The 26,326-nt window shown below is 64.4% G+C and carries 25 protein-coding genes and 1 pseudogene; 16 read left to right on the forward strand and 10 right to left on the reverse strand.

Annotated features, from left to right (window positions below):
• The 4 genes from RHPLAN_RS16775 (at position 1) to RHPLAN_RS16790 (ending at position 4,235) form a co-directional block, all read left to right on the forward strand.
• The gene (locus RHPLAN_RS16775; protein WP_068020052.1) at positions 1-1,104 is read left to right on the forward strand and encodes a TRAP transporter substrate-binding protein; all 1,104 of its coding nucleotides are present in this window, start codon (positions 1-3) and stop codon (positions 1,102-1,104) included.
• Positions 1,105-1,266: 162 nt separating this feature from the next.
• The gene (locus RHPLAN_RS16780; RefSeq protein WP_068020053.1) at positions 1,267-2,358 is read left to right on the forward strand and encodes a TRAP transporter substrate-binding protein; all 1,092 of its coding nucleotides are present in this window, start codon (positions 1,267-1,269) and stop codon (positions 2,356-2,358) included.
• 160 nt (positions 2,359-2,518) lie between these two features.
• Positions 2,519-2,785 (forward strand): hypothetical protein, encoded by a 267-nt coding sequence (locus RHPLAN_RS16785; RefSeq protein WP_068020055.1) that lies wholly within the window; start codon positions 2,519-2,521, stop codon positions 2,783-2,785.
• A gap of 361 nt (positions 2,786-3,146) precedes the next feature.
• Positions 3,147-4,235: a TRAP transporter substrate-binding protein gene (locus RHPLAN_RS16790; RefSeq protein ID WP_068020057.1), complete on the forward strand. Its 1,089-nt coding sequence runs from the start codon at positions 3,147-3,149 to the stop codon at positions 4,233-4,235.
• 68 nt (positions 4,236-4,303) lie between these two features.
• Here the strand turns inward: RHPLAN_RS16790 and RHPLAN_RS16795 are convergent, their stop codons facing one another.
• The 5 genes from RHPLAN_RS16795 to moaA all read right to left on the reverse strand — a co-directional run bounded on the left by RHPLAN_RS16795 (position 4,304) and on the right by moaA (position 9,143).
• Positions 4,304-4,864: a TMEM175 family protein gene (locus tag RHPLAN_RS16795; RefSeq protein WP_237180161.1), complete on the reverse strand. Its 561-nt coding sequence runs from the start codon at positions 4,862-4,864 to the stop codon at positions 4,304-4,306.
• A 73-nt stretch (positions 4,865-4,937) separates the two neighbouring features.
• Positions 4,938-6,368 (reverse strand): TRAP transporter large permease, encoded by a 1,431-nt coding sequence (locus RHPLAN_RS16800; protein WP_068020060.1) that lies wholly within the window; start codon positions 6,366-6,368, stop codon positions 4,938-4,940.
• A complete protein-coding gene (locus RHPLAN_RS16805) occupies positions 6,365-6,973 on the reverse strand; it encodes a TRAP transporter small permease subunit (RefSeq protein WP_068031361.1) in 609 nt (202 codons plus the stop codon). The genes RHPLAN_RS16800 and RHPLAN_RS16805 overlap by 4 nt, the downstream gene beginning before the upstream one ends.
• 189 nt (positions 6,974-7,162) lie before the next feature.
• A complete protein-coding gene (locus RHPLAN_RS16810) occupies positions 7,163-8,065 on the reverse strand; it encodes a DMT family transporter (RefSeq protein WP_157100315.1) in 903 nt (300 codons plus the stop codon).
• Between the two features lie 34 nt (positions 8,066-8,099).
• Complete coding sequence (gene moaA, locus RHPLAN_RS16815) at positions 8,100-9,143, reverse strand: GTP 3',8-cyclase MoaA (RefSeq protein ID WP_068020064.1); 1,044 nt, start codon at positions 9,141-9,143, stop codon at positions 8,100-8,102.
• A 102-nt stretch (positions 9,144-9,245) separates the two neighbouring features.
• On the opposite strand from moaA, the gene RHPLAN_RS16820 reads away from it, so the two are divergent.
• Entirely contained in the window at positions 9,246-9,620 is a 375-nt protein-coding gene (locus RHPLAN_RS16820; RefSeq protein ID WP_068020066.1) for a gamma-butyrobetaine hydroxylase family protein, read from the forward strand.
• A 129-nt stretch (positions 9,621-9,749) separates the two neighbouring features.
• Here the strand turns inward: RHPLAN_RS16820 and RHPLAN_RS16825 are convergent, their stop codons facing one another.
• The 3 genes from RHPLAN_RS16825 to RHPLAN_RS16835 all read right to left on the reverse strand — a co-directional run bounded on the left by RHPLAN_RS16825 (position 9,750) and on the right by RHPLAN_RS16835 (position 11,971).
• Positions 9,750-10,337 (reverse strand): L,D-transpeptidase, encoded by a 588-nt coding sequence (locus RHPLAN_RS16825; protein WP_068020068.1) that lies wholly within the window; start codon positions 10,335-10,337, stop codon positions 9,750-9,752.
• 239 nt (positions 10,338-10,576) lie between these two features.
• Positions 10,577-11,344, reverse strand: a complete 768-nt coding sequence (locus tag RHPLAN_RS16830) for a phosphoadenylyl-sulfate reductase (RefSeq protein WP_084245065.1) — start codon at positions 11,342-11,344, stop codon at positions 10,577-10,579.
• A gap of 6 nt (positions 11,345-11,350) precedes the next feature.
• Positions 11,351-11,971 carry a GTP-binding protein gene (locus tag RHPLAN_RS16835; RefSeq protein ID WP_068020071.1) on the reverse strand — a complete coding sequence of 207 codons (621 nt, stop codon included), beginning with the start codon at positions 11,969-11,971 and terminating at the stop codon, positions 11,351-11,353.
• A gap of 190 nt (positions 11,972-12,161) precedes the next feature.
• Between RHPLAN_RS16835 and RHPLAN_RS16840 the strand changes: the two genes are divergently transcribed.
• The 11 genes from RHPLAN_RS16840 to RHPLAN_RS16885 all read left to right on the forward strand — a co-directional run bounded on the left by RHPLAN_RS16840 (position 12,162) and on the right by RHPLAN_RS16885 (position 24,114).
• Positions 12,162-13,187: a siroheme synthase family protein gene (locus tag RHPLAN_RS16840; RefSeq protein ID WP_068020072.1), complete on the forward strand. Its 1,026-nt coding sequence runs from the start codon at positions 12,162-12,164 to the stop codon at positions 13,185-13,187.
• Complete coding sequence (locus RHPLAN_RS16845; protein ID WP_068020074.1) at positions 13,184-13,492, forward strand: DUF2849 domain-containing protein; 309 nt, start codon at positions 13,184-13,186, stop codon at positions 13,490-13,492. Before RHPLAN_RS16840 ends, RHPLAN_RS16845 begins: the two co-directional genes overlap by 4 nt.
• 14 nt (positions 13,493-13,506) lie before the next feature.
• Positions 13,507-15,165, forward strand: a complete 1,659-nt coding sequence (locus RHPLAN_RS16850; RefSeq protein ID WP_068020076.1) for a nitrite/sulfite reductase — start codon at positions 13,507-13,509, stop codon at positions 15,163-15,165.
• Positions 15,152-15,661, forward strand: coding sequence for a DUF934 domain-containing protein (locus RHPLAN_RS16855; RefSeq protein ID WP_068020078.1), 510 nt, complete (start codon positions 15,152-15,154; stop codon positions 15,659-15,661). The genes RHPLAN_RS16850 and RHPLAN_RS16855 overlap by 14 nt, the downstream gene beginning before the upstream one ends.
• 295 nt (positions 15,662-15,956) lie before the next feature.
• The gene (locus tag RHPLAN_RS40805; RefSeq protein ID WP_257730477.1) at positions 15,957-16,085 is read left to right on the forward strand and encodes a hypothetical protein; all 129 of its coding nucleotides are present in this window, start codon (positions 15,957-15,959) and stop codon (positions 16,083-16,085) included.
• Positions 16,086-16,095: 10 nt separating this feature from the next.
• On the forward strand, positions 16,096-16,185 hold the full coding sequence (locus tag RHPLAN_RS16860; RefSeq protein ID WP_068020079.1) for a K(+)-transporting ATPase subunit F: 90 nt from the start codon (positions 16,096-16,098) through the stop codon (positions 16,183-16,185).
• Between the two features lie 13 nt (positions 16,186-16,198).
• On the forward strand, positions 16,199-17,911 hold the full coding sequence (kdpA, locus tag RHPLAN_RS16865) for a potassium-transporting ATPase subunit KdpA (protein ID WP_068020082.1): 1,713 nt from the start codon (positions 16,199-16,201) through the stop codon (positions 17,909-17,911).
• Positions 17,912-17,926: 15 nt separating this feature from the next.
• On the forward strand, positions 17,927-20,038 hold the full coding sequence (gene kdpB / locus RHPLAN_RS16870; RefSeq protein WP_068020084.1) for a potassium-transporting ATPase subunit KdpB: 2,112 nt from the start codon (positions 17,927-17,929) through the stop codon (positions 20,036-20,038).
• Positions 20,039-20,049: 11 nt separating this feature from the next.
• Positions 20,050-20,655, forward strand: coding sequence for a K(+)-transporting ATPase subunit C (locus RHPLAN_RS16875; RefSeq protein ID WP_068020085.1), 606 nt, complete (start codon positions 20,050-20,052; stop codon positions 20,653-20,655).
• Between the two features lie 58 nt (positions 20,656-20,713).
• A complete protein-coding gene (locus RHPLAN_RS16880) occupies positions 20,714-23,428 on the forward strand; it encodes a DUF4118 domain-containing protein (protein WP_068020087.1) in 2,715 nt (904 codons plus the stop codon).
• Positions 23,425-24,114: a response regulator transcription factor gene (locus RHPLAN_RS16885; RefSeq protein WP_068020089.1), complete on the forward strand. Its 690-nt coding sequence runs from the start codon at positions 23,425-23,427 to the stop codon at positions 24,112-24,114. The genes RHPLAN_RS16880 and RHPLAN_RS16885 overlap by 4 nt, the downstream gene beginning before the upstream one ends.
• Before the next feature lie 188 nt (positions 24,115-24,302).
• On the opposite strand, the pseudogene ppk2 reads toward RHPLAN_RS16885, so the two are convergent.
• Both ppk2 and RHPLAN_RS16895 read right to left on the reverse strand, forming a co-directional pair.
• Positions 24,303-25,230 (reverse strand): annotated as a pseudogene (ppk2, locus tag RHPLAN_RS16890) (polyphosphate kinase 2).
• On the reverse strand, positions 25,227-26,282 hold the full coding sequence (locus RHPLAN_RS16895; protein WP_068020091.1) for a CorA family divalent cation transporter: 1,056 nt from the start codon (positions 26,280-26,282) through the stop codon (positions 25,227-25,229). Before RHPLAN_RS16895 ends, ppk2 begins: the two are co-directional and overlap by 4 nt.
• Positions 26,283-26,326 lie beyond the last annotated feature (44 nt).

Consider the following 26,326-nt stretch of genomic DNA (forward strand, 5'->3'; position numbering starts at 1 on the left):
ATGAAACGCCGTCAATTTCTGAAGGCCGCAGGTCTTAAGGCGGTAGGTCTGGGGGTGGCCGGTTCCGCGTTCGCCGCGCCGGCGATTGCCGAGTCGATGCCCGAGATCAAATGGCGCTGCACGACCAGCTGGCCAAAGTCGCTCGACACCATCTATGGCGGCGCGGAGACCTTTGCGAAGGCGGTGGCGGAAGCGACCGACAACAGGTTTCAGATCCAGGTTTTTGCGGCGGGCGAGATCGTGCCGGGCCTGCAGGCCGCTGACGCGGTGTCCGCCGGAACCGTCGAGATGTGCCACACCTCGTCGTACTACTACTTCGGCAAAGACCCCACGTTCACGTTCGGCACGGCGCTGCCGTTCGGCATGAACAAGCGCATGATGGATGCCTGGCTGTTCACCGGCGGCGGCAACGAGCTGCTGAACGACTTCTACAAGAAGTACAACATCTACGCGATCCCGGCCGGCAACACCGGCGCGCAAATGGGCGGCTGGTTCAGGAAGGAGATCAAGGAGGTCTCCGACATGAACGGTCTGAAGATGCGGATCGGCGGCTTCGCCGGGCGCATCCTCGCCAAGCTAGGCCTGGTCGCACAGCAGCTGGCCGGTGGCGACATCTATCCGGCGCTGGAGAAGGGCACGCTCGACGCCGCCGAATGGGTCGGGCCCTATGACGACGAGAAGCTCGGCTTCCAGAAGGTCGCGCAGTACTACTACTACCCGGGCTGGTGGGAAGGCGGCCCGGTGATCCACAACTTCATCAACACGTCGAAATGGAATGCGCTGCCGAAGCACTATCAGGCGACCGTGCACAACGCCTCGCACGTCGCCAACTGCTTGATGGCGGCGAAGTACGACGCCAGCAATCCGGCGGCGCTGAAGCGGCTGATCGCGGGCGGCGCGCAGCTGCGGGCGTTTCCGACGCCGGTGCTGGAGGCCTCGTTGAAGGCGGCCAACGAGATTTACGCCGAGATCGGCAGGACCAATGCCGACTTCAAGAAGGTCTATGACGCGTTCGTTTCATTTCGCAACGACCAGTATCTGTGGTGGCAGGTCGCTGAGTATGGCTTCGATACGTTCATGATCCGAGCACGCACGCGCAGCTAAGGGGGGGCTTAATCCGACTAAAGGTGATCCTCGGCGGCTTACCTCCGGGGTTTCCTTTTTCGGTCGGTGGGTTAGAAGGATTCCGTGGCCGGAGCCGGGGACCTTGGGTCTGCTGCGGCTCTACGCGCGCCGGGCGCGGCATGAACGAGAGGAAAGCAAGCCATGAAACGTCGTGAATTTCTCAAGGCGGGCGGCCTGGGCGTCGCCGCCTCGGCGGCTGTCGCAGCGCCGGCCATCGCGCAGTCGATGCCGGAGGTGAAGTGGCGGCTCACTTCGAGCTTCCCGAAGTCGCTCGACGCGCTGTGGGGCGCCTCCGAGACCTTCGCCAAGTACTGCGCGGAGGCCACCGACGGCAAGCTGCAGATCCAGACCTTCGCGGGCGGCGAGATCGTTCCCGCCTTGCAGGCGCTCGATGCGACGTCCGCCGGCAATGTCGAGATGTGCCACACCGCCTCCTACTATTATTACGGCAAGGATCCCACCTGGGCGCTGTTCACCATCGTGCCGTTCGGGCTGAACACCCGTCAGTTGAATGCCTGGTTCTATGACGGCGACGGCATGAAGCTGATGAACGACTTCGCCAAGAAGTCGAACGTCACTGCGATCCCGGGCGGCAACACCGGTGCGCAGATGGGCGGCTGGTTCAGGAAGGAGATCAAGGAGGTTGCCGACCTCAATGGCCTCAAGTTCCGCATCGCAGGTCTTGCCGGCCGCACCCTGCAGAAGCTCGGTGTGGTGCCGCAGCAGATCGCCGGTGGCGACATCTATCCGGCGCTGGAGAAGGGCACCATCGACGCCGCCGAATGGGTCGGCCCCTACGACGACGAGAAGCTCGGCTTCCAGAAGGTCGCGAAGTACTACTACTACCCGGGATGGTGGGAAGGCTGCGCTGCGTTGCACTTCATGATCAACACCGCGAAGTGGGAAGCGTTGCCGAAAAATTATCAGGCGGTGATCAACGCGGCTGCAGGCTACGCCAGCATCGAAATGACTGCGCGCTACGACGCGCGCAACCCGCAGGCCTTGCGGCGGCTGGTTTCGAGCGGCGCGCAGCTGCGGCCGTTCACGCAGCCGGTGCTGGAGGCCTGCTTGAAGGCTGCGAACGAGGTGTTCGCCGAGACCACTGCCGCCAACGCCGATTTCAAGAAGGTCTATGACGCGATGGTCGCCTTCCGCAACGATGCTTATTTGTGGTGGCAGGTCGCTGAGTATACCTACGACAACTTCATGATCCGCAGCCGTCCGCGCGGCTAGCGCGGGTATCAATAGGCGAGCAGCAAATCCCGGGCCTTCGCGAAAGCGGAGGCCCGGTTCTTTTGTGCTCTGTCGGCGGTCGTACGTAAAAATCTATAGTTCAGGAACGCGCATCGCAGCAAAGCGTTCCCCGCTGGGAGGACAACACAAGGAGCCATCCATGAGAGGACTGATTGTGCTGACCGCACTCGCGGGCGTGGCGCTGGCGAGCCCGGCGTTTGCTGAAGATGTCTATATCGGCGGAAGGGCCGGTGGCGTCGGAGTGGGCGTCGATGTCGGCCCGGGATATCACCGCGGCTATCGCGAACGCGACGTGTACACCTCGGGATATGATCGCGGCTATGATCGCGGCTATGAGCGCTGCCGCACCACAGTCATCCGCAGGGACGACGGATCGGTCAAGAAGATCAGGCGCTGCCGCGACTAACACCGAGCTTCCTTCGATTGCAAACAAGCCCCGCCCATCGGACGGGGCTTGTTCGCTCGAATCGAGGGCGCATCGAAATTTGCCCTCGATGCGACCCCACGCCAAGCACGGTAACGAGTTCAAGGCGCTGATCGGACAATTGCGCGCGGCTTGCAACGGCTGCCATGCGGCGTATCTGAAGACCGAATAACGCACGGCGGATACGCGAATTCATATTGCACTGCGGGGCCCGACGAAAGGCTCATTCCTCAGCGCGCCGCATTTGCCTAGACTTGTCCTCGCTGTCGGCGTGAGAAGACGTCGCGGTTCGCTTTTGTGCCCCTTCTTGCGCCGACAAAAAAACAGGCAAAGGGGAAACGTCATGAAGCGTCGTGAATTTCTGACGGCTGCGGGCCTCGGCGTCGCGGCGTCGGCTGTTGCCGCGCCGGCGGTGGCCCAGTCCATGCCCGAGATCAAATGGCGGCTCACGGCGAGCTGGCCGAAGTCGCTCGATACGCTCTATGGCGGCTGTGAATTTTTCTCCAAGCGGATCGCCGAGATCACTGACAACAAATTCCAGATCCAGGTGTTCGCCTCGGGCGAGATCGTGCCCGGCCTGCAGGTGCTCGACGCGGTGCAGAGCGGCACCGTCGAGATGGGCAACACGGCGCTGTACTACTACTGGGGCAAGGATCCGGCCTTCACCTACGGCACGGCGCTGCCGTTCGGCGTCAATGCGCGACAGATCAATGCGTGGCAGCGCTTCGCCGGCGGCAACGAGCTGATGAACGAGCTGCTCGAAAAGTACAACTGCCTCGGCATCCCGGCCGCCAACACCGGCGCGCAGATGGGCGGCTGGTTTCGGAAGGAGATCAACAGCCTTAGTGACATGTCGGGCCTGAAGATGCGGGTCGGCGGCTTTGCCGGCACCATCCTGCAGAAGGTCGGCCTGGTGCCGCAGCAGCTTGCGGCGGGCGACATCTATCCGGCGCTGGAGAAGGGCACGCTCGATGCCGCCGAATGGGTCGGTCCCTACGACGACGAGAAGCTCGGCTTCTACAAGGTCGCGAAGTACTACTACTATCCGGGCTGGTGGGAGGGCTGCGGCCAGTCGCACAACATCATCAACCTTGCGAAGTGGCGCGAGCTGCCGAAGGCCTATCAGGCCGCCATCATCGCCGCCTCGGGCGACGCCTGGAACGAGGTGCTCGGGCGTTATGACTATGCCAATCCGCCGGCGCTCAAGCGGCTTCTGTCCGGCGGCGCCCAGCTTCGCGCCTTCCCGCAGGACGTGATGGAAGCTTGCTACAAGGCTGCCAACGAGATCTACGCGGACCTGTCGAAGACCAATCCGATGTTCAAGAAGATGTACGACAGCCTGGTGCCGTTCCGCGGCGACTCGTATCTGTGGATGCAGGTGGCCGAAGGCGGCTTCGACAACTTCATGATCCGCATGCGCACGCGGGCGTAGGCGCGGTTCTGAATGGAAAAGAAAAGCCCCGGAGCGCAGGTTCCGGGGCTTTGTCGTTGGGGAGCGCTCTACGCCTTCAACTCCCGTTCGATCCGGCGATCCGGGCAGAGCCACATCAGCGCCACCGCCACATACAACGCCTGTGCGAGCCACGGCGCAAAGAATGCCGCCGCGATCGCAACCAAGTATAGGACGGTGGAAAGCTTACCCTTGTAGTCTCGACCGAGTGCTCTCGCCAGAACGCCGTCGCGGCCCTGAAGCCGGACGATGGTCCATTGGAGGATGAAGTAGGCGACCGCAGGCATGAGCAGCGAAACGCCATAGAGCGCGGTCGGCAGCGCGGCAAAATGATTTTCACCCATCCATCCGGTCGCGAACGGGATCAGCGACATCCAGAACAGCAAGTGCATGTTCGCCCAGAGGATGGTGCCGTCGACCTGCTCGCAGGTTTGGAACAGATGGTGATGGTTGTTCCAGTAGATCCCGACGTAGGCGAAGCTCAGCACATAGCTCAGGAACGTCGGGACGAGCTTTGCGAGGTCCGCCCAGTTCTCGCCGTGCGGCACCTTCAACTCCAGCACCATGATGGTGATGATGATGGCGACCACGCCATCGCTGAACGCCGTCAATCGCTCTTTTTGCACAAGATCCCCCTCAACGGTTGCAGCCGCGCCCACGCGAGGCGCGGATGAAGCACCGGATTTAGAACTTCGGCGGGCCCAATTCCAGCGGCGGCGGCGTGTCGAGGCCGGGCAGGTTGCGGAGCTGCTGCTCGATCATGGCCGGATCGACCTTGGCGGGGGCGTCGAGCATGAAGGTCACGGTCTGCGGCCAGATGATCAGGATCGCCACCAGGATAAGCTGCAGGATCACCCAGGGGATTGCGCCGAGATAGATGTCCGAGCTTTTAACCGACGGCGGTGCGATGCCGCGGATGTAGAACAGCGCGAAGCCGAACGGCGGATGCATGAAGCTCGTCTGCACGTTCGCGCAGATCAGCACGCCGAACCAGATCAGGTCGATGCCGAGCTTGCTCGCAGCCGGCGCCAGCATCGGGATGATGATGAAGGCGATCTCGAAGAAATCGAGGAAGAACGCGATGATGAAGACGAAGATGTTGACGAAGACGAGGAAGCCCACCACGCCGCCTGGCAGCGCCGTGAGCATATGTTCGATCCAATCGCGGCCGCCGACGCCCTGGAACACCAGGCTGAACACGCGGGCGCCGATCAGGATGAACACCACCATGGCGGTGATCCGCATGGTGGACGACATGCCCTGATACACCAGGTCCCAGGACAGCCGGCCGTTGACCCAGGCGAGCGCGAAGCCTCCGACCACGCCCATGGCGCCGGCTTCGGTCGGCGTGGCAAGGCCCATGAAGATGGTGCCCAGCACCAGGAAGATCAGGATCAACGACGGCACCATGCCGCGGACGCAGCGCCCGATCAGCGCCCAGCCATGGAGCGTCCGCGCCTCGGGCGGCAGCGCCGGCACGTCCTGCGGACGGATGTAGGTCAGCAGCAGCACGTAGCCCGCGAACAGCGCGATCTGGATGAAGCTCGGGCCGACCGCGCCGAGATACATGTCGCCGACCGACTTGCCGAGCTGGTCGGCGAGCACGACCAGCACCAGCGACGGCGGAATGAGCTGGGTGATGGTGCCGGAGGCTGCGATCACGCCGGTGGTGTGCCGGATCGAATAGCCGTAACGCATCATCACCGGCAGCGAGATGATGCCCATGGCGATCACGGATGCCGCGACGGTTCCGGTGATGGCGCCCAGCACCGCGCCGACCAGGATCACTGCGTAGGAGAGGCCGCCACGCACCGGACCAAACAGTTGCCCAAAGCCTTCCAGCAAATCCTCAGCCAGCCCGCATCGTTCGAGGATCGTCCCCATCAGCGTGAAGAACGGGATCGCGAGCAGCAGATCGTTGGAGATGATGCCGTAGAGCTGGAAGGTGAGGTTGCCGAGGAAGTCCGGACGGATCAGACCCAGCTCGATGCCGATGAAGGCGAAGAACAAGCCGACCGCGGCGAGCGAGAACGCCGCCGGATAGCCGATCACCATGAACAGCATCATGCCCACGAACATCAGCGGGGCCATGTTGTGGGTGACGAAATCGATCATTGCAGCGGCTTCTCGTAGGCGTGCTCGCGCCTGTAGCCGATCGTAAGCGCCGCGATGCATTTGATGATTTCGGACACGCCCTGGAGCGCGACCAGGCCAAAGCCGATCGGCAGCACCAGCAGGACCGGCCAGCGGATGAGCCCGCCAGCATTGGTCGAGACCTCGCCAGACTTGAAGGCCCCGAGGAACCACGGCCAGGTGAAGTAGATCATCACGAGGCACATCGGCATCAGGAACAACAGCCCGCCAAGCAGGTCGATGTAGATGCGGGCGCGGTCGCTGACCATGCCGTAAACGAGGTCGACGCGGACATGCTCATTGACCTTCAGCGTCCAGGCCGCGCCGAGCATCACCATGGCGGCGAACATGTACCATTGGCCTTCCAGGAAGGCGTTGGAGTTGTTGCCGTACCAATGGACCAGGGTCTGGATGCCGGACAGGAAGTGGTAATCGCGGCTGAGCTCGATCAGGCCGTTGATGCCATAGCGGAAGGCCGCGTTGGCGGCGCTGAGCAGTGCCGAGAACAGGACCAGATAATTGGCGATGATGCCGAACCGATAGTTCACGGCATCGATGCCGCGGCTGAACTTCAGCAGCGTGTGAATGGTCCCGTCCAAAATCTGGTTTCCCCTCCGGGCGACCAACCCTCGGCCCGGCTTTTCGTCCCCCCGCCGGACCTGCCGCCACCTAATCCGAACGGCCTGCGGGTCGTCAATCCAATCTTGGTCGAAGGCCTCATTGTGCGCCGCGGTCACCCCACGGATGTCATTCCGGGGATACGTCGAAGGCGTGAATTAAGCCGCGGTCGTGCTTTTCATGGTGAGATCGCGGCGTCTCACCGCTTCGCGATGCAGCGTATAGATGCCGCCGGCGACGATCAGCAGCGCGCCGACCACGGTCCATTCGTCGGGCAGCTCGCGGAACATGATGTAGCCTCCGACCGCAGACGTGATCAGGTAGCTGTACCGGAATGGCGCGACGACCGAGAGATCGACGTCGCGAAAGCCCAGAGCCATCAGGTAAAGCGCGATGCACATGAAGATTGCGGCCGTGCATAACTGCGCCAGGTCCCAAGCCGCAAAGGCGCGCCAGTCCTCGCTCGCAAGGAACACGAGGCCGAACAGGCCGATGCCGGCCGAGCTCCAGAAGGCAAGCACCGCCACTGGCAGCGCCCGACCGATCCGTCGCGTCAGGATTTCACGGAGCGCGGCGGCCATGGCCGAGCCGGCTGCCACCAGGGACCAGATGTTGAACTCGGAGGGGATCGGCTTGATCACGAGGAGTGCGCCAAGGAAGCCCACGCCGATCGCCGCCCAACGTCGCCAGCCGACGATCTCACCGAACAGAAGAACCGAAAGCGCGATGATGAAGAGCGGGGCGATTTGCAGCACGGCCGCGATGTTGGCGAGCTTCATGTGCGCCAGCGCCGCAAGAAAGGCCGCGGTGGAAAGCCCGTCGACCAGGGAGCGCAGGGCGACCGGGCCGCTCGGGCCTGCCGCAAGCTGCCGGCCGAGGCCCATCGCCAGCGCGACTGCGCCGATCAGCACGGTCGTGATCACGCCGCGCAGAAAGATGACTTCGCCCACCGGGTAGGTCATCAGAATCTTCTTCACCAGCGCGTCGTTGACGGTGTACGAGGCCATGCAGGCGCAAATGGCCAACACGCCGCGCTGGTTCTTGCTCAAGCTCGATGGCACGGAAAGCTCCCCCGGCGTCCGACCGCAATGAAGGTCAGCCGCCGGTGACGCTCATATGGCGCGCAAGAGCCGGGCGTTTGTGGCGCCGGTCGATGACGAAGTCGTGGCCCTTGGGCTTGCGGGTGATCGCGTCGTCGATCGCGGCGTACACCGCGTCATTGGATTCCGAAGCGCGCAGCGGCGCACGGAGATCCGCAGCGTCCTCCTGGCCGAGGCACATATAGAGCGTGCCCGTGCAGGTGATGCGAACGCGATTGCAGGATTCGCAGAAGTTGTGGGTCATCGGCGTGATGAAGCCGAGCCGTCCACCGGTCTCGTTGACGCGCACGTAGCGCGCGGGCCCGCCGGTCTTGTAGTCGATGTCCTCGAAGGTGAAGCGCTGCGCCAGGCGGGCACGGACCATCGACAGCGGCAGATACTGATCGAGCCGGTCGCCGACGTCGCCGAGCGGCATCACCTCGATGATGGTGATGTCCATGCCGCGGCCGTGCGCCCACGCGACGAGGTCGCCGAGTTCGTCCTCGTTGACGCCTTTGAGCGCCACGGCGTTGATCTTGACCTTGAGCCCGGCGGCCTGCGCTGCGTCGATGCCGGCCATCACCTGGCCGAGGTCACCCCAGCGCGTGATGGCGCGGAACTTGTCCGGATCGAGCGTGTCGAGCGAGACGTTGATGCGCTCGACGCCGCAGTCCTTCAGTTGGCTGGCGTATTTCACGAGCTGCGAGCCATTGGTGGTCAGCGTCAGCTCGTCGAGCGCGCCGGACTGCAGGTGCCGCGACAGCGAGGAGAACAGCGTCATGATCCCGCGCCGGACCAGCGGCTCGCCGCCAGTGAGGCGGAGCTTGCGCACGCCCTTGGCCACGAAGGCCGAGCAGAGCCGGTCGAGTTCCTCCAGGGTCAGGAGTTCGGCCTTGGGCAGGAACGACATGTGTTCCGCCATGCAATAGACGCAGCGGAAGTCGCAGCGGTCGGTCACCGACACCCGCAGATAGGTGATGGCCCGGGCAAACGGGTCGATCAGCGGCGCCATGGGTGCGGCAGGGCGATCGAGAGCGGCGATGGGACCGGCAAAATTCATTGGGTTCCTCAGCGCCCGGATTGTGACGGGAAGCGCACCCGTCGTCCAGGTTCGTGGTTCCGGCTATATATAGGACCGGACTTGCGTTTTTGGGAGATCGAAATGGCCGCAGCTGCGGATACGAGGCCCTGGCCCACGGAATTGCGGCTCGCCAAGGACCGCCGGTCGCTGACCGTGAGCTTTGACAGCGGCGAGAGCTATGCCCTGGAGGCCGAGTATCTGCGGGTTCTAAGCCCCAGCGCCGAGGTGCAAGGCCATTCGCCGGCGGAGCGGAAAACCGTGCCCGGCAAGCGGCAGGTGGCCATCCTGGAGGTCCAGCCGATCGGCAATTACGCCGTGAGGCTGGTCTTCGACGACACGCATTCCACCGGAATCTACAGCTGGGACTATCTGGCCGAGCTCGGCCGCGACCGCACCGCAAAATGGCAGGGTTATCTCGACGAGCTGAAGAGCAAAGGACTCAGCCGAGAGCCCTAAATCTCTCCGTGGTCATTCCGGGGCGCACGCGTCAGCGTGCGAACCCGGAATCCAGTTCAGGAGGAAATCCTTGCGGGTTTGGATTCCGGGTTCGGCCCTGCGGGCCGCCCCGGAATGACCGACCGAGAGCTACCGCACGATCACCGTCGTGCCGACGGCGACCCGATTATAGAGGTCCTGCACGTCGTCGTTGGTCATACGGAAGCAGCCTGACGACACCGCCTGACCGATGGTCTCTGGCTCGTTCGAGCCGTGGATGCGGTAGAGCGTGCTGCCGAGATACATCGCTCGCGCGCCGAGCGGATTGTCGATGCCGCCTGCCATTTGGGCCGGCAGTCCGCGGACGCGCCTGCGCATTTCCGGCGGCGGGGTCCAGGTCGGCCATTCCTTCTTGGCGGTGATCCTGTGGGTGCCCTTCCAGGTGAAGCCGATGCGGCCGACGCCGACGCCGTACCGCAGCGCGGAGCCGCCTTCTTCAACCAGATAGAGCCTCCGCTCGGCGGTGTTGATCACGATCGTGCCGGGCCGCTCGCTGCCGCTGTAGTTCACGCGGCTCTTGGTGGTGTCGGTGCCGCTGAAACCGAAGAAATTGAAGTTGTTGGCCCGCGGCGCTCCGCCGTTCAGCATCAACATGCGTTCGGCCTGGGCATTGGCGACATCCACCGAGCCGGCCAGTGCGGCCAGCGCCAGCACCGCAGAAACAAGTCGCAACAGCATTCCTATCGCTCCCCAACATTCCAAATCGCCCGGCTCACTGTGTCCATATTTCGGCAATTGCAGCAATCGGGCTGGACCGGAGCGCGCGTGGATGTGAACGGGTTTGCGGGGAAAAGTGGCTGCGTTGCAACATGAGGAGGCGGCCAGCCGTTTGCCGGTTGTGCCTCAGCTCTGCGGACCTGATAGGGAACTCTCGGGGAGACAAGCCCGCCGGCCGATCAGCTCCGGCCTGGAGGGCGTCAGGTGCGCGGCAGATGCAGCCCGCACTCTTTCTTCTGGTCGCCTTCCCACCACCAGCGGCCGGCGCGTTCGGGCTCGCCTGGCGCCACGGCACGCGTGCACGGCGCGCAGCCGATCGAGACGAAGCCCTGCGCGTGCAGCTTGTTGAGCGGCACGCGGTTGGCGGCGGCGAAGTCGGCGACAGCCTGGCGGGTCCAGTCGAACAGTGGACTGACCTTCAGCAGCTTGCGCCCGGCGTCGAATGTCACCACGGAGGATTGGGCGCGAAACTCCGACTGGTCGGCGCGCAATCCGGTGATCCACGCCTGCGCGCCGTCCAGCGCGCGTTTGAGCGGGTCGACCTTGCGGACGTTGCAGCAGGCCTCGCGGGCGGCGCTTGAGTCGTAGAATCCGTTGATGCCCTGTTGCGCGATCAAGCTCTCGAGCTGGGTGCGCTCCGGATAGATCGCGCGGATGCGGCGGCCGTAGCGCTGCTCGGTCTCGGCCCACAGCTCGTAGGTCTCCGGAAACAGCCGGCCGGTGTCGAGCGTCACCACGTCGATGTCGAGATCCTGCTCGGCGATCCAATGCAGCATGACCTGACCTTCCATGCCGAACGCGGTGGTCATCGCGATCCTGCCCGGAAGGTCTTGTCTCAGCTGTTTCAGCCGCTGTGGCGCTGGAAGCGCAGCGAGCGATGTCAACAGCGCGGCATGATCCCGAAGCTCGATCAGTCCCTCGGCCGCGGTTTGAACCGGGGAGGGGGGCACGATTTCAATTTTGCTCATGATGCTTCAAGCGACGGACGACATTTCCATTGAGGCGGGTGCGACGAAGGGCTTGCGCATCGCGGGCGCGGGGGACAGCTGGTCGAGCGCTTCGATCAGCGTCGGGCGATACCATTCGGCGGTGGTGGCTTGCCGGGTCAGGCCTTCGCCGTGACGCGCCGACACCAAAATGATGTCGGTTGGCCGGAGCCCGAAGCTCTTCATGTCATCCGTGATTGCGGTCTCGATCTCGCGGAGGCGGCCGGCGTCGTAATTGACGGCGTCGAGCTTGCTGATCACCACGACGACTTGGCGGATGCCGAGCAGCTTCAGGAGCTGACCGAAGAGCAGGGCGGAATCGCGTCGGCGTTCGGTCGCGTCCACCACCAGCACCGCAGCGTCGGCCTGGGCGATGCCGGCCACGCTGTCACGGAGAAGCTCGTTCTGGTCCGGATCGTCGAGCAGCAGGACATCGTGCGATTGCGTGTGCAGGGCGCTGACGCCGTCCGCGCGGCAACCGGTTTCGGCGAGCAGCCGGCTGATGACCGTGGACTTGCCGTGCCCGGCCGCGCCGATGACGGCAACGTGAAGGGTGCGGCGGTGGGAAACTGTGGCGCCGAGCGCCGGCTTGATGGCGACCGCGTTCATCGCGCGCGCTCCGTTTTCGGGCGAACGAAGCCGCGTTTGGCAGCGATGAGAATATCCATCCCGATTTTGAAGTTTTTGCGCATCGGACTTCCCAAGACTCAGTTCGCTCGTAGTAGAAGATTTTTCTATTCAAGAGCAGTATCAGAGACTTATATAGAAAATAATTTTCGTCAACCGGAACTTTCATCCGATGGGTTTCCTTCCGGTGTTCTTCGACGTCTCGGCCGGTCCGGTGCTGCTGGTCGGCTCCGGCGGCCAGGCGCAAGCCAAGCTGCATCTTCTGCGCGCCGCGGGTGCGCAGGTGCGGTGGTTCTCGGTTGAGGGCAACGTCGGGGCGCAAGCTGCGCTCGGCGACCACTACGCGGGCCGCATCGAGAAGCGCACAGGCGAGCCCGGCGACGCCGACATCACGGCGGCACTCGCGGTGGTCAGCGCCGCAGGACGCGGCACCGACGATCGGATCGCGGCGCGTGCCCGTGCGCTCGGTGTGCCGGTCAACGTGGTCGACCGGCTGGACTTATCGACCTTCATCTTTCCGGCCATCGTCAATCGCGGCGATGTGACGGTGGCGATCGGCACCGGCGGCGCGTCGCCGGTGCTGGCGCGCCGCATCCGCGAGCGGATCGAGGCGATTCTTCCGGCGCGCATCGGTGAGTTCGCCGCGCTGATGCGGCGGCATCGCGAAGGCGTCGTCGCGGCGCGCAAACGCGTTGCAGGTTTCTCGTCGCGAAAGTTCTGGGAGCGCGTGATCGACGGGCCGATCGGCGCGGCGTTTCTGGCGGGCCGCGCCGAGTATGCGGCAGAACAATTGTCCGGCGCGATCGAACAGGCGGAATTCTTTGCGCGCGACAGCAAGGGCGTCGTGCATCTGGTCGGCACCGGCCCTGGCGATGCCGACCTGCTGACGCTGCGCGCGCTGAACGCGATGCAGAACGCCGACGTGGTGTTCCACGACGAACTGGTCGGTGCGGACATTCTCGATCGTGTGCGCCGCGACGCTGTGCTCGTCTCGGTCGACAAGCGCAAGGGCGCGACCGGTATCGGTCCGTTGCTCGCCGAGGCCGCCAAGGCCGGCGACCGGGTCGTGCTGCTGAAGGGCGGCGATCCCGCATTCAATCGCGAGCTCGAACACCTGCGCAGCCAGGACATCACCGTCACGGTGGTGCCGGGCATCTCGCATTCCATACAGCATCGTCCCATCGAGGTGGTCCTATGACCGCACCCGCACAGCAGAAGCTCAAAGTCCACGGTCCCGTTGTGGTGACCGCCAACCGGTTGCGCGATGGCGCCGTGGTCTATCGCGCGGCGCCCGGCGGCTGGACCACCGATATCGAAGCGGCAGCCATCGTCCACAACGCCACCGACGCCAAGGCGCTGCTGACCGCGGCTTCGACCGAAGACCTGGAAGCCGTCGGGCCCTACGTCGCGCCGGTCGAGACCACGGGTGGCCGCATCATGCCGGGAAATCTGCGCGAGCAGATTCGCGTCGCCGGGCCGACGTTTGCGTTGCCGGGTCACTGAGCAGGAATTCTCTCATGTACGTCTACGACAATTTCGACCGCACGCTGCTCGCCGAGCGCGTCAGCGAATTTCGCGACCAGGTCGGGCGCAGGCTGTCCGGTGCGCTGACCGAGGACGAGTTCAAGCCGCTGCGGCTGATGAACGGCGTCTATCTGCAGCTTCACGCCTACATGCTGCGCGTCGCCATTCCGTACGGCACGCTGTCGTCGGCGCAGTTGCGGACGCTGGCGCATATCGCGCGGCGCTACGACCGCGGCTACGGCCATTTCACCACGCGCCAGAACATGCAGTTCAACTGGATCAAGCTGTCCGACCTGCCGGACGTGATGGCCGATCTCGCCGAGACCGGGCTGCACGGCATGCAGACCAGCGGCAATTGCGTGCGCAACGTGACCACCGATCAGTGGGCGGGCGTGGCGCCGGATGAGCTCGAGGACCCGCGCATCTATGCGGAAATCCTCCGCCAGCACTGCACCATGCACCCCGAGTTCTCGTTCCTGCCGCGCAAGTTCAAGATCGCCGTGACGGCCGCGAAGCACGATCGCGCTGCGATCCGCGTCCACGACATCGGGCTGTGGCTGCACAGGAACGGCGCCGGCGAACTCGGTTTCGAGGTGGTGGTCGGTGGCGGGCTCGGCCGCACGCCGTTCGTCGCCAAGACCGTGAAGCCGTTTCTGCACAAGCGCGACCTTCTGAGCTATGTCGAGGCGATCCTGCGCGTCTATAATCAGTACGGCCGCCGCGACAACATCTACAAAGCGCGCATCAAGATCCTGGTGCACGAGCTCGGCGCCGAGAAGTTCGCCTCCGAGGTCGAAGCGGAATGGCAGTCGATCAAGGACGGCCCGCTGGCGATCGGCCCGGAGCTTTTGGAAGACGTCGCCTCGCGCTTCAAATATCCGGCCTATGAGCGGCTGGCGAACGGTCCTGTCGAATTGCAGCGGGCGCAGAGCATCAAGCCGCAGTTCGCGCGCTGGTTCAGGAATTCCGTATCGCAGCACAAGGTGCCGGGCTATGCCATCGTCACGCTGTCGCTGAAGCCGGAAGGCGGCCCGCCGGGCGACGCCACCGCCGAGCAGATGGATGCCATCGCTGATTTGGCCGATCGTTATTCGTTCGGCGAAATCCGCGTCGGCCATGAGCAGAACATCGTGCTGCCGCACGTGCCGCAACGCGATTTGCCGGCGTTGTGGGAGGCGCTGGATGCGATCGGCGTGGCAACGCCCAATGTCGGGCTTGTATCCGACATCATCGCGTGCCCCGGGCTCGACTATTGCAGCCTCGCCAACACGCGCTCGATTCCCGTGGCGCAGGAGCTGACGCGGCGTTTTCGGAACCTCGAGTCGCAGCACAACATCGGACGGCTGCACATCAACATCTCGGGCTGCATCAACGCCTGCGGTCATCACCACGTCGGCCACATCGGCATTCTCGGTGTCGAGAAGAACGGCGAGGAGTTCTTCCAGATCACGCTCGGCGGCCGTGCCGACGAGCAGGCCGAGCTCGGTGCGCTGCTCGGGCCGGCTGTGCCTTACAACGAGGTCGCCGACGTCATCGAGGACGTCGTTGCGGCCTATATCGAACTTCGCGAGCGGCCGAATGAGCTGTTCGTCGAGACCGTCAAACGTCTGGGTGTCGAGCCTTTCAAGGATCGTGTCTATGCCGCTCGTTAGGAATCTGAAGATCGTCGAAGACCCGTTTGTCCGCGTTCTCGACGATGCGCCGATCTCGGATGATGGCGCGGTGCTGGTGCCGGCGGCGCGGCTTATGGCCGACGCCGATGAGCTGCTGCGGCGATCCGGCCGAACCGGCGTGATCTGGCCGAACAACCGCAACATCGCCGAGCTCGCGCCTTATCTCGATCGGCTCGATGTGGTCGCGCTGGTGTTTCCGAAATTCCAGGACGGCCGCGCCTATAGCCAGGCGCGCCTTCTGCGCGAACGCTATGGCTTTCGTGGCCAACTGCGCGCCACCGGGCAGGTGCTGCGCGACCAGTTCCTGTTCCTCATTCGCGCCGGCTTCGATACCTTCGAGGTGACCAAGCCGGCCGATGCCGAGGCATTTGCCGAGGCCTCGCGCCGTTACAGCGCGTTCTATCAGCCGGCGGGTGACGGCCGCGGACCTGCGCTGCGCAAGCGCATGGCTGAGGCGGTCGTCGCGGCGGAGTGACGACGAAGCGAAAGTGCGCCGCTGGTGCAGCGGCGCTCACCCTCCCCTGGAGGGGGAGGGTCGACCGCCGTAGCGAAGCGAAGGCGGTCGGGGTGGGGTGATCTTCGCTCGCTTCGCGATTCACCCCACCCCGCTCGCTTCGCTCGCGACTCTCCCCTCCAGGGGAGGGTGAGCACCGCCGATGCCGCGCCGGTCCGCGTCTTTATAAGATTCCTATATCGTCGCCGACTGCCTCATCTCGAAAACCTATGCCCTGAGTGGCACTTCATCGCTCGATCGCAGGCGCGACTCGTTCGTGCTCGATCAGATGCGCGCCGATGCGCGCTCGAGGAGCATTCCAATGCTGGACATCATTCTCTTGGCGCTCGGCTTAGGCCTGTTCGCGCTGACCGTTGGCTATGCCTACGCCTGCGAGCGGCTCTGAGGAGGCAGCCATGATCTTCGACTATTCGCTCGCCGCCCTCGTGACCGCAGGGCTCCTGTTCTACCTCACTTACGCGCTGCTGCGGCCTGAGCGCTTCTGAAGGATTGATAACCATGAACGTCGTCGGCTGGATTCAGATCATCCTTTTCTGCGTCGTCGTGACCGCGCTGGTGAAACCGTTCGGCTGGTATATGACGCGCGTCTTCAACGGCGAGCGCACGTGCCTCTCGCCGGTGCTGCGGCCCCTCGAAAGAGGGCTGTATGCAATCGGCGGCGTCGAGGAGAAGCAGGAGCAACATTGGCTGACCTACACGGTGGCGATGCTGCTGTTTCACGTCGCGGGCTTCCTCGTTCTCTATTTCCTGATGCGCTTCCAGGCGTCGCTGCCGTTCAATCCGGCGGAGCAGTCGGCGGTTGCGCCCGATCTCGCCTTCAACACGGCGATCAGCTTCATCACCAACACCAACTGGCAGAACTACGGCGGCGAAAGCACGATGTCCTACCTCGTGCAGATGCTGGGCCTGACGCACCAGAACTTCCTGTCGGCCGCGACCGGCATCGTGCTGGCGGTGGCGCTCATTCGCGGCTTCGCCCGCGCGTCCGCGAGGACTGTCGGCAATTTCTGGGTCGATGTCACCCGCTGCACGCTCTACATCCTGCTGCCGATCTGCGTGGTCTACGCGTTGGTGCTCGTCGCCATGGGCATCCCGCAGACGCTCGGCCCCTATGTCGAGGCCACGACACTCGAAGGCGCCAAGCAGACCATCGCGGTCGGGCCGGTCGCCTCGCAGATCGCCATCAAGATGCTCGGCACCAATGGCGGCGGGTTCTTCAACGCCAACGCCGCGCATCCGTTCGAGAACCCGACCGCGCTGTCGAATTTTCTGCAGATGCTGTCGATCTTCGCGCTCGGCGCCGGCATGACCAACGTGTTCGGCCGCATGGTCGGCAATCAGCGTCAGGGCTGGGCGATCTTCGCCGCGATGGGTGTGCTGTTCATCGTCGGTGTCTTCGTCTGCTACTGGGCCGAGGCGCGCGGCAACGACATCCTCAACGCCATGGGGCTCACCGGCGGTAACATGGAGGGCAAGGAGGTCCGCTTCGGCATCGTCGCCTCCGCGCTGTTCGCCGTCATCACTACTGCGGCATCGTGCGGCGCCGTCAACGCCATGCACGACGCGTTCACCGCGTTGGGCGGCATGATCCCGCTGATCAACATGCAACTCGGCGAGATCATCATCGGCGGCGTCGGCGCCGGCCTCTACGGCATGCTGCTGTTCGTCGTCCTGGCGATCTTCGTTGCCGGGCTCATGGTCGGCCGCACGCCGGAATACGTCGGCAAGAAGATCGAGGCCAAGGAAGTGAAGATGGCGATGCTCGCCATTCTCGTCCTGCCGCTGATGTATCTCGGCTGGACCGCGGTTGCGGTGGTCTATCCGCCCGCGGTCGCCTCGATGGGCAATCCGGGGCCGCACGGCTTCTCCGAGGTGCTTTACGCTTTCACGTCGCAGACCGCGAACAACGGCTCGGCCTTCGGCGGCCTCACCGGCAACACCCTGTTCTACAACGTGACCGGCGCCATCGCGATGCTGGTCGGGCGCTTCTGGATGATCGTGCCGGCGATGGCGATCGCAGGCTCGCTCGCCGCCAAGAAGTCGGTGCAGCCGTCGCTCGGCACGTTCCCGACCACGAGCCCGCTGTTCGTCGGCCTGGTTGTCGGCGTGATCCTCATCGTTGGCGGTCTCACCTTCTTCCCCGCGCTGGCTCTCGGACCGCTCGTCGAGCACTTCGCGACGGTCGCCGGCAGCACCTTTGCTTCGAACTGACTCGGAGTTCTTCCCATGAACGCCTCAAACACCCGCAGACGGACCCCGGCGTCGACACTGGTCGACCCCAAGATCGTGCTGCCCGCGATCGGCTCGGCCTTCGCCAAGCTCAATCCGCGCACGCTGATGAAGAACCCGGTGATGTTCGTTCTCGAGGTCGTCAGCGTGCTGACCACGGTCATCCTGGCTCGTGACCTGATCACCGGCGGGCAGACGCTCGCCTTCGAAGTCCAGATCGTAGTCTGGCTGTGGTTTACGGTGCTGTTTGCGAACTTCGCCGAGGCGGTGGCCGAAGGCCGTGGCAAGGCCCAGGCCGAGACGCTGCGCCGCCAGCGCTCCGAGACGGAGGCCAAGCTTTTGACCGGCCCGGAGGGCAGGGCACACAAGCTCGTGCCTGGCACGAGCCTGAAGGTCGGCGACGTCGTGCTGGTCGAGGCTGGCGACACGATCCCGTCCGACGGCGAAGTGGTCGAAGGCATCGCCTCGGTCAACGAGGCAGCGATCACCGGGGAATCCGCCCCCGTCATCCGTGAGTCCGGTGGCGACCGTTCGGCGGTCACCGGCGGCACCCAGGTGCTGTCCGACTGGATCAAGGTGAAGATCACGGCCGCGCCAGGCTCGACCTTCATCGACCGTATGATCCGCCTCGTCGAAGGCGCCGAGCGGCAGAAGACGCCCAACGAAATCGCGCTCGACATCCTGCTCGCCGGCCTCACCATCATCTTTGTATTCGCGACAGCGACCATCCCGAGCTACGTCACCTACGCGGGCGGCGCGGTGTCGGTGGTGATTCTGGTGGCGCTGTTCGTCACGCTCATTCCGACCACCATCGGCGCGCTCTTGTCCGCCATCGGCATCGCCGGCATGGACCGCTTGGTGCGTTTCAACGTGCTGGCGATGTCGGGCCGCGCGGTCGAGGCCGCAGGCGATGTCGACACCTTGCTGCTCGACAAGACCGGCACCATCACGCTCGGCAACCGTCAGGCCACGGAGTTCAGGCCGCTGCGCGGCGTGTCCGAGCAGGAACTCGCCGACGCGGCGCAACTCGCGTCGCTCTCGGACGAGACGCCGGAAGGCCGCTCGATCGTGGTGCTCGCGAAAGAGAAGTACGGCATCCGCGGCCGTGATCTGGTTGAGATGAAGGCCAAGTTCGTGCCGTTCACCGCGCAGAGCCGCATGAGCGGCGTCGACATCGGCGACTCGTGGGTTCGGAAGGGCGCCGTGGATTCGGTGCTGAACTTCCTCAGCCCGGCGCCGGTTTCAGTGGGATCGAGCGCAATGCGGCTTGCGCCCGCGTCGGTGAGCCCAGACACGGTGCGCGAGATCCAGGCTATTGCGGAGAGCATCGCCAAAGCCGGCGGCACGCCGCTTGCGGTTGCCAAAGACGGCAAGCTGCTCGGCGTCATCCATCTCAAGGACATCGTCAAAGGCGGCATCCGCGAGCGCTTTGCCGAATTGCGCCGCATGGGCATCCGCACGGTGATGATCACCGGCGACAATCCGATGACCGCCGCGGCCATCGCGGCTGAAGCCGGGGTCGACGATTTCCTCGCCCAGGCCACGCCCGAGGACAAGCTCAAGCTCATTCGCGACGAGCAGGCCAAGGGCAAGCTCGTGGCGATGTGCGGCGACGGCACCAACGATGCGCCGGCGCTCGCCCAGGCCGATGTGGGCGTCGCCATGAACACCGGCACTCAGGCGGCGCGCGAAGCCGGCAACATGGTCGATCTCGACTCCAACCCGACCAAGCTCATCGAGATCGTCGAGATCGGCAAGCAGCTCCTGATGACGCGCGGTGCGCTGACCACGTTCTCGATCGCCAACGACGTGGCGAAGTATTTCGCCATCATCCCGGCGATGTTCGTGGCCTTCTATCCGCAGCTTCAGGCGCTGAACATCATGGGGCTGTCGAGCCCGCAGAGCGCCATTCTGTCGGCGATCATCTTCAACGCTCTCATCATCATCGCGCTCATTCCGCTCGCGCTGAAGGGCGTGCGCTATCGGCCGATCGGCGCGGCCGCGCTTCTTCGCCGCAACCTCTGGATCTACGGCGTCGGCGGCGTGGTCATTCCATTCCTCGGCATCAAGGCGATCGACATCGCCGTCACCGCCCTGCATCTCGCGTAAGGAGAACGATCATGTTGCGCGAAATCCGTCCGGCCATCGTGCTGCTCATCGCACTCACGCTGATCACCGGTCTCGCTTATCCGCTGGCAATCACCGGCATTGCCGAAACGATCTTCCCGGCCCAGGCCCAAGGCAGCCTGATCGAGAAGGACGGCAAGGTGATCGGCTCGGCGCTGATCGGTCAGGCCTTCACCGAGGACAAGTACTTCCACGGCCGTCCGTCGGCGACCACCGCGCCGGACCCGAAGGATTCCACCAAGACGGTCCCGGCGCCGTACAACGCCGCGAATTCGGGTGGCGCGAATCTCGGTCCGACCAACAAGGCGCTCGCCGATCGCGTCAAGGAAGACGTCGACAAGCTCAAGGAGGAAAACCCCTCGACGCAGGTGCCGATCGATCTCGTCACCACGTCGGGTAGCGGGCTTGATCCGCATATCTCGCCGGAGGCGGCGCTGTTCCAGGTATCCCGCGTCGCCAAGGCGCGAAAGCTGCCGGAGGATCGCGTGCGGCAGCTCGTTCAGGACCATGTCGAGGGCCGGGCCTTCGGCGTCTTCGGCGAGCCGCGGGTCAACGTGCTGCAACTCAATCTCGACCTGGACAAGGTTTCGGCCGGGTAGGGCGGACACCCCGGTTGTCGCCTGACAAGGCGGCAGTCGGAGGACTATATGTCTATCCATGGACGATTCCCGGCACGACCACAGGCCTTCGCCGGACGCGCTGCTGGAGGCGGCGCGGAAGGAGGAGCGGCGTTCGGGCAAGCTGCGGATTTTCGTCGGCGCGGCCCCCGGCGTCGGCAAGACCTACGAGATGCTGCAGCAGGCCCGCGCCCGCAAACGCGACGGCTATGACGTCGTCATCGGCGTGGTCGAGACCCACGGCCGCAAGGAGACCGAAGCGCTGTTGGACGGTCTCGACGTCGTGCCGCGGCGGCCGCTCGAATACAAAGGCCAGGCGCTGGATGAGATGGACCTCGACGGCATCATCGCCCGGCGGCCGCAGCTCGTGCTGGTCGACGAGCTTGCCCACACCAACGCGGCGGGCAGCCGCCATCCCAAGCGCTATCTCGATGTCGAGGAGCTGCTCAACCGCGGCATCGACGTCTACACCACCGTCAACATCCAGCACATCGAAAGCCTCAACGATGTGGTCGCGCAGATCACCCATGTGCGGGTGCGTGAGACCGTGCCGGACGCGATCTTCGATCGCGCCGATGCCGTCGAATTGATCGACCTCACGCCCGACGACCTGATCCAGCGCCTGAAAGAGGGCAAGGTCTACGTCCCGCGTCAGGCGGAACGCGCGCTCGAGCATTTCTTCTCGCCGGCCAATCTCACGGCGCTGCGCGAACTGGCACTTCGTCGCACGGCCGACCGTGTCGACGAACAGCTTCTCACCGAAATGCAGGCCCGCGCCATCCAGGGGCCGTGGCCGGCGGGCGAGCGGATTTTGGTCTGCATCAGCGAGGACCCGCGCGCTGCCGGCCTCGCGCGCTATGCCAAGCGGCTCGCGGACCGGCTGCACGGACCCTGGGTCGCGCTTTACGTCGAGAGCCGGCGGAGCCTGCAATACACTGAGGAGCAGCGCGACCGCATCGCCGACACGCTGCGGCTTGTCGAGACGCTCGGCGGCGAGGCGGTCACGATCCCGAGCGCGGACCAGCGCCTTGCCGACGACGTGATCGGCTATGCGCAGTCGCACAACGTCACCCAGATCGTGATCGGCAAGTCCACCCGCTCGCGCTGGTTCGAGATCCTGCATGGCTCGGTGGTCCATGATCTGGTGCGGCGCACCGGCAATATCAGCGTGCACGTCATTGCCGGCGATGCGCTGGCCGGCGAGCCCGTGCCGAAGAAGACGGTCCGCTCCGCGGAGGGCGCCCAGGCGCTCGATCCTCGGCCTTATCTGGTCGCCATACTCGCCGTTGCGCTCGCGCTCGGGGCTGGCGAGATCATTCACCCCTGGCTTGGCATCGAGAACGTCGACCTCGTGTTTCTGACCGCGGTCGTCGGCGTCGCGGTTCGCTACGGCCTGTGGCCCTCGCTGTTCACGAGCATCGTCTCGTCGCTTTGCTACAACTTCTTCTTCATGCCACCGCTCTATCAATTCACCATTGCTGACCCAAACAATGTCGCGGCGTTCTTCTTCTTCATCGTGATGGCGATCATCGTCTCGAATGTCGCAGCGCGCGTCCGCACCCAGGCGATCGTCGCAACCGGCCGGGCGCGCACCACGGAGTCGCTTTATTCGTTCAGCCGCAAGCTCGCCGGCACGGGCACGCTCGACGACGTGCTATGGGCGACCGCTTATCAGACCGCGCTGATGCTCAAGGTGCGCGTCGTGCTGTTGCTGCCGGAAAACGGCAAGATCGCCGTCAAAGCCGGCTATCCGCCGGAGGACATGCTCGACGATGCCGACATCGCGGCCGCCAACTGGGCCTGGCACAACGACCGCCCGGCCGGGCGCGGCTCCGACACGCTGCCGGGCGCCAAACGGCTGTTCCTGCCGATGCGGACCGGCCGCGGCGCGATCGGCGTGGTCGGCATCGATAGCGACAAGCCCGGGCCGCTGCTGACGCCCGACGAGCGGCGGTTGCTCGACGCGCTGATCGATCAGGGCGCGCTCGCCATCGAACGTGTACACCTCGTTGAGGACATGGACCGTGTCAAACGCACCGTTGAGACCGAGCGGTTGCGTTCGGCGCTGCTGACTTCGATCTCCCACGATCTGAAGACGCCGCTCGCGGCCGTGCTCGGCTCCGCCGGCACGCTGCGCGACCTGGCCGACAAGCTCAGCGAGAGCGAGCGCGCGGAGCTTCTTTCGACCATCGTCGACGAATCGGAGCGGCTCAACCGGTTCATCGCCAACCTGCTCGATATGACCAAGCTTGAATCCGGTGCCATCGAGCCCAAGCTCGCGCCCCATGACATCGGCGAGATCGTTGGATCGGCGCTGCGCCGCGCGGCCAAAATCCTGACGGGGCATAAAGTCGAGCTCGATCTTGCCCGTGATCTGCCGATGATTTCGGTCGACGCGGTGCTGTTCGAGCAGGCGCTGTTCAATCTGCTCGACAATGCCGCGAAGTACGCGCCCTTGGGCACCACGGTCGCGGTACGGACGTGGCAGGACCGCGATCGGGTCTATCTGCAGATCATCGACGAGGGCGGTGGTATCCCTGCGGGCGATCTCGAGCACATCTTCGACAAGTTCTACCGCGCGCAGAAGACCGACCAGGTCAAGGCCGGCACCGGGCTGGGCCTTGCGATCGCGCGGGGCTTTGTCGAGGCGATGCACGGCACGGTCATCGCGGCGAACCGGCCGGATCGGCCGGGCGCGATGTTCACGATCACGCTGCCGAACGCGGACGCCGGGCAATTGGAAACCGCCGCATGACAGCCTCCCCCCTGAAAGTGCTGGTGGTCGACGACGAGCCGCCGATCCGCAAGCTCCTGCGGATGGGACTGGCGACGCAAAGCTACCAGATCCTCGAAGCGCCGAACGGAAAGACCGCGCTGGAACTGATGAGCGAGCAGCCCGATCTCGTCATTCTCGACCTCGGCCTGCCGGACATTGCGGGCCACGAACTCCTCCGGCAGATCAGATCGAAGAACGACAGCGTGCCGATCGTGGTGCTGTCGAGCCGCGGCGATGAGGCCGGCAAGGTGCAGGCACTCGATCTCGGCGCCGACGACTATGTCACCAAGCCATTCGGCATGGACGAACTGCTGGCGCGGATGCGCGCCGCGCTCCGGCATCAATTGCAGGTCCATGGCGAGCGGCCGGTGTTTCGCACCGGCGAACTCTCCGTCGATCTGGTGCGGCGCATCGTCAAGGTCGGCGACAAGGAGGTGAAGCTGTCGCCCAAGGAATACGACCTGCTGCGCATCCTGGTGCAGCACGCCGGCAAGGTTCTGACGCACAGATTCCTGCTCGGCGAGTTGTGGGACGATCTCACCGACGCACAGTATCTGCGCGTCTATGTGCGGCAGCTGCGGCAGAAGATCGAAGCCGATCCGAACACGCCGCAATACGTGCTGACCGAAACCGGGATTGGGTATCGGCTAAGGGCGCCGGATTGAGGTGCTGACCGTTCGTCGGCGCGGGCAGATCATCCCCGTCAACCTGAGGCGCGAGTGAGCGAAGCGAACGAGCCTCGAAGGATACGGCCCGGGATTTCGGGGCCGTATCCTTCGAGGCTCGCTGCGCTCGCGCCTCAGGATGACGGGGTGAGAGCGTGCTTGTTCACAATGAGGAATCTAATGTCAGCTTAATACTTCGCCGGGACGTACATCTCCTTCGGCACGGGCCCGCGATGATAGTCCGGGTTGCGCACGCGCGGCGGCAGCACCACCGGCACGTGCGAGACGTCGTGATACGGGATCTGGTCGAGCAGGTGACTGATACAATTCAGCCGGGCGCGCTTTTTGTCGACCGCCTCGACCACCCACCACGGTGCCTCGGGGATATGCGTGCGCTCCAGCATGGTTTCCTTGGCCTTGGTGTATTGCTCCCAGCGGCTCCTGGCCTCGACGTCCATCGGGCTGAGCTTCCACTGCTTGAGCGGATCGTGAATCCGCATCGTGAAGCGGAACTGCTGCTCCTCGTCGGTGATCGAGAACCAGTATTTGAGCAGGATGGTGCCGGAGCGGACCAGCATCCGCTCGAACTCGGGCACCGAGTGGAAGAATTCCTCGTACTGCTCGTCGGTGCAGAAGCCCATCACGCGCTCGACGCCTGCGCGGTTGTACCAGCTCCGGTCGAACAGCACGATCTCGCCGCCCGCGGGCAGGTGAGTGACGTAGCGCTGGAAGTACCATTGGGTGCGCTCGCGCTCGTTCGGCGCCGGCAGCGCCGCGACGCGGCAGACGCGCGGATTGAGCCGCTGGGTGATGCGCTTGATGACGCCGCCTTTGCCCGCGGAGTCGCGGCCCTCGAAGATCACCACGACCTTCTTCTTCTCGTGCTGGACCCAGTCCTGCAGCTTGACCAGTTCGCCCTGCATGCGGAGCAGCTCTTTGAAATAGAGCTTGCGGTCGAGCATGTCGCGGTCGGAAATTTTCATCGACCTCGCTCAACAGCTTGTCCAGCCGCTCGTCGTCGATCTCGAGCTCCAGCTCTTCGTCGAGGCTGTCCGCCATCTCCTCGGCGATCTGTGCGCGCAACGCGTCGCCGTTTCCGTTTTTGAGATTTTTCATGGAGTTCTCCTGGACTTGAACATGCCGATGCGTCGCATGATGAAATAGACGACGAATGGCGAGGCGATCAACAGCGCCGTCGCCCAGAAGACGTCGGTTTCATTCGCATTCAGCGGCATGCCCTTGACGTTCATTCCGAAGAAGCCGGTGACCAGCGTCGGCGGCAGGAACAGCACCGTCAGAATCGACAGAATCCCGAGATGGCGGTTGGATTCTTCGGTGAGAAGCTGCGACAGCTCCTCCTGCAAACGGTGCCCTCGCTCGCGGAGTTCCAAGACGGCGTGATCGAGATCGTCGAGCCGCTGTGCGAGCTTCCCCACTGCGATGCGCAATTTGGGGGGCAGGGCGTCGATGTTCTGGCGTTCGAGACGGTGAAACAGTGCGCGCAGCCCCGAAAGCTGGCGGTGCAGCCGAACCGCAATGCGCCGGTTGCCCGACAGCTTCTGACGGGCGGAATTTGGCGATCCTTCCGCGAGTCCGTCTTCGACCTGATCGAGCTCGATCGCCAGCCGGTCGGTGGCGTCATCGATGCCGTCGGCGAGGTGTTCGACAATGAGCTCCAGCAGCGCCGCGACGTGGGGCAGGCGGCATGCACCTCGCTCGATCTGCTCGCGCGCGCATTGCACCGAGCTCAAGGCATGGTGGCGGCCGCTGATCAACAGGCGATCGGTCATCATGAAATGCAGGTGGCCGATATCGTTGCTGGCGCCATCGATGTTGCGCAGGAGATCGGCGAAGACGCCATGGATCAGGCTTTCGCCGAAATGGAGCTGCTGATGCGGATTGTCGGTCAGCAGGGTGGCAAGACCTGCGGACGGCAAATCCATCGAGCCGAGCCAATGCCTGGTCTGCACATTGGCGAGATCGAGATGCAGCCACCGCCAGCCCTCATGGTTTGAGGCGACGGGCTTGTCCACCGGCAGCTGCTCCGCCGAGCCATCGTCGTGAATGTGGAAGGCCCAGACCAGCCCGGGGATCAGTCCGGATATCGTATGCGCGTTGCCGGCGACCGGCGCGGTGCGCGCACCATTGTCAGATACACGCACATCCATCTGCGCCCCCAACGATCAAGATCACGGATCGACCGACAGGCCCC

Origin of the sequence: Rhodoplanes sp. Z2-YC6860, assembly GCF_001579845.1 — a bacterium.
GTDB lineage: Bacteria > Pseudomonadota > Alphaproteobacteria > Rhizobiales > Xanthobacteraceae > Z2-YC6860.

Excerpts from the sequence above, each read along its gene's own strand:
- RHPLAN_RS16800 (WP_068020060.1), bottom strand. The coding sequence starts at position 6,368 with ATGATCGATTTCGTCACCCACAACATGGCCCCGCTGATGTTCGTGGGC.
- RHPLAN_RS16845 (WP_068020074.1), top strand. The coding sequence starts at position 13,184 with ATGACCGCACCCGCACAGCAGAAGCTCAAAGTCCACGGTCCCGTTGTG.
- RHPLAN_RS16880 (WP_068020087.1), top strand. The coding sequence starts at position 20,714 with ATGGACGATTCCCGGCACGACCACAGGCCTTCGCCGGACGCGCTGCTG.
- moaA (WP_068020064.1), bottom strand. The coding sequence starts at position 9,143 with ATGAATTTTGCCGGTCCCATCGCCGCTCTCGATCGCCCTGCCGCACCC.
- RHPLAN_RS16850 (WP_068020076.1), top strand. The coding sequence starts at position 13,507 with ATGTACGTCTACGACAATTTCGACCGCACGCTGCTCGCCGAGCGCGTC.
- RHPLAN_RS16780 (WP_068020053.1), top strand. The coding sequence starts at position 1,267 with ATGAAACGTCGTGAATTTCTCAAGGCGGGCGGCCTGGGCGTCGCCGCC.
- RHPLAN_RS16855 (WP_068020078.1), top strand. The coding sequence starts at position 15,152 with ATGCCGCTCGTTAGGAATCTGAAGATCGTCGAAGACCCGTTTGTCCGC.
- RHPLAN_RS16895 (WP_068020091.1), bottom strand. The coding sequence starts at position 26,282 with ATGGATGTGCGTGTATCTGACAATGGTGCGCGCACCGCGCCGGTCGCC.
- RHPLAN_RS16885 (WP_068020089.1), top strand. The coding sequence starts at position 23,425 with ATGACAGCCTCCCCCCTGAAAGTGCTGGTGGTCGACGACGAGCCGCCG.
- RHPLAN_RS16860 (WP_068020079.1), top strand. The coding sequence starts at position 16,096 with ATGATCTTCGACTATTCGCTCGCCGCCCTCGTGACCGCAGGGCTCCTG.
- kdpB (WP_068020084.1), top strand. The coding sequence starts at position 17,927 with ATGAACGCCTCAAACACCCGCAGACGGACCCCGGCGTCGACACTGGTC.
- RHPLAN_RS16785 (WP_068020055.1), top strand. The coding sequence starts at position 2,519 with ATGAGAGGACTGATTGTGCTGACCGCACTCGCGGGCGTGGCGCTGGCG.
- RHPLAN_RS16790 (WP_068020057.1), top strand. The coding sequence starts at position 3,147 with ATGAAGCGTCGTGAATTTCTGACGGCTGCGGGCCTCGGCGTCGCGGCG.
- kdpA (WP_068020082.1), top strand. The coding sequence starts at position 16,199 with ATGAACGTCGTCGGCTGGATTCAGATCATCCTTTTCTGCGTCGTCGTG.
- RHPLAN_RS16835 (WP_068020071.1), bottom strand. The coding sequence starts at position 11,971 with ATGAACGCGGTCGCCATCAAGCCGGCGCTCGGCGCCACAGTTTCCCAC.
- RHPLAN_RS16830 (WP_084245065.1), bottom strand. The coding sequence starts at position 11,344 with ATGAGCAAAATTGAAATCGTGCCCCCCTCCCCGGTTCAAACCGCGGCC.
- RHPLAN_RS16775 (WP_068020052.1), top strand. The coding sequence starts at position 1 with ATGAAACGCCGTCAATTTCTGAAGGCCGCAGGTCTTAAGGCGGTAGGT.
- RHPLAN_RS16820 (WP_068020066.1), top strand. The coding sequence starts at position 9,246 with ATGGCCGCAGCTGCGGATACGAGGCCCTGGCCCACGGAATTGCGGCTC.
- RHPLAN_RS16825 (WP_068020068.1), bottom strand. The coding sequence starts at position 10,337 with ATGCTGTTGCGACTTGTTTCTGCGGTGCTGGCGCTGGCCGCACTGGCC.
- RHPLAN_RS16840 (WP_068020072.1), top strand. The coding sequence starts at position 12,162 with ATGGGTTTCCTTCCGGTGTTCTTCGACGTCTCGGCCGGTCCGGTGCTG.
- RHPLAN_RS16875 (WP_068020085.1), top strand. The coding sequence starts at position 20,050 with ATGTTGCGCGAAATCCGTCCGGCCATCGTGCTGCTCATCGCACTCACG.